The 1,113-nt window shown below is 51.9% G+C and carries 2 protein-coding genes; both read right to left on the reverse strand.

What is annotated here, in order from left to right; translation table 11 throughout:
• On the reverse strand, positions 1 to 189 hold a 189-nt coding region (locus tag ACWHAR_RS22690), incomplete at its 3' end, for a 3-hydroxyacyl-CoA dehydrogenase NAD-binding domain-containing protein (RefSeq protein WP_452087901.1).
• A gap of 24 nt (positions 190 to 213) precedes the next feature.
• A partial coding sequence (locus tag ACWHAR_RS22695; protein WP_452087902.1) for an acetyl-CoA C-acyltransferase occupies positions 214 to 1,113 on the reverse strand: 900 nt, incomplete at its 5' end.

The following is a 1,113-nucleotide window of genomic DNA, read 5'->3' on the forward strand; positions in this document are numbered from 1 at the left end:
TTCCGTCTCGGTCCTTTTTCCTTTCTCAGCATCACGGGCCAGCTGTTTCTTCAGCCGTTTCAATCCTGCCTCCGCGGCCTCTGGATTCACATCATACATCCGCACATAAAAGCCCGCGCCGGCGGCTGTTTGAGCAATTCCGCTCCCCATCTGACCTGCGCCAGCTACCATGATTTGTTTGATTTCCATTCAAATCCCCTTTTTCATCATGTTTTAATGAACCTGCACTAAGACGGCGTCTCCCTGTGCTGCCCCGCTGCAAATAGCGGCAACGCCCAGACCCCCTCCCCGGCGCTTTAATTCATAAACAAGCGTCATGAGAATTCTCGCCCCGCTCGCGCCGATCGGGTGGCCGAGCGCGATCGCACCGCCATTCACATTTACTTTTTCAAGATCGAAACCTACGATTTTTTCACATGTCAAAACAACTGAAGCAAAAGCTTCATTTACTTCAAACAAGTCAATATCTTGGACAGTCAAACCGTTCTTTTTCAGGAGCTTGTTAATGGCAAACCCCGGCGCTGCCGCCAGCTCGTGCGCTGGCATTCCCGTAGTTGAAAAACCAAGAATTGTAACCAGAGGCCGTTTGCCAAGCTCAGCAGCTTTTTCCTCAGACATCAACACGAACGCGCCGGCTCCGTCATTGACCCCGGGAGCATTGCCGGCTGTGATAGAACCGTCTCTTGCATAAATAGGAGCAAGTTTCGCGAGCTGATCCAGACTTGTGTCACGGCGAATCGCTTCATCTTTATCAACAACGTTTGGTTTTCCTTTTCGGCCGATCCAGTTGACGGGAACAATTTCATCCTGAAACTTCCCTTCATCGGCGGCCTTAGCTGCCCTTGCATGACTTCTCAACGCCCATTCGTCCTGCTCTCTTCGTGAGATTGCATATTCCTTGGCAGCTGTATTTCCGTGAACAGCCATGTGCACCTCGTCAAACGCGCACGTTAATCCGTCATACACCATTAAGTCCCTAAGCTCGCCGTCCCCCATCCGTGCTCCCCAGCGCCCGGCGGGAACGGCATACGGAATATTGCTCATGCTTTCCATCCCCCCCGCAACAAGTATGTCCGCATCCTGCGCTCGAATCATTTGATCACATAAAGTGAC

It is taken from the genome of Bacillus sp. LR--39 (assembly GCF_053613335.1).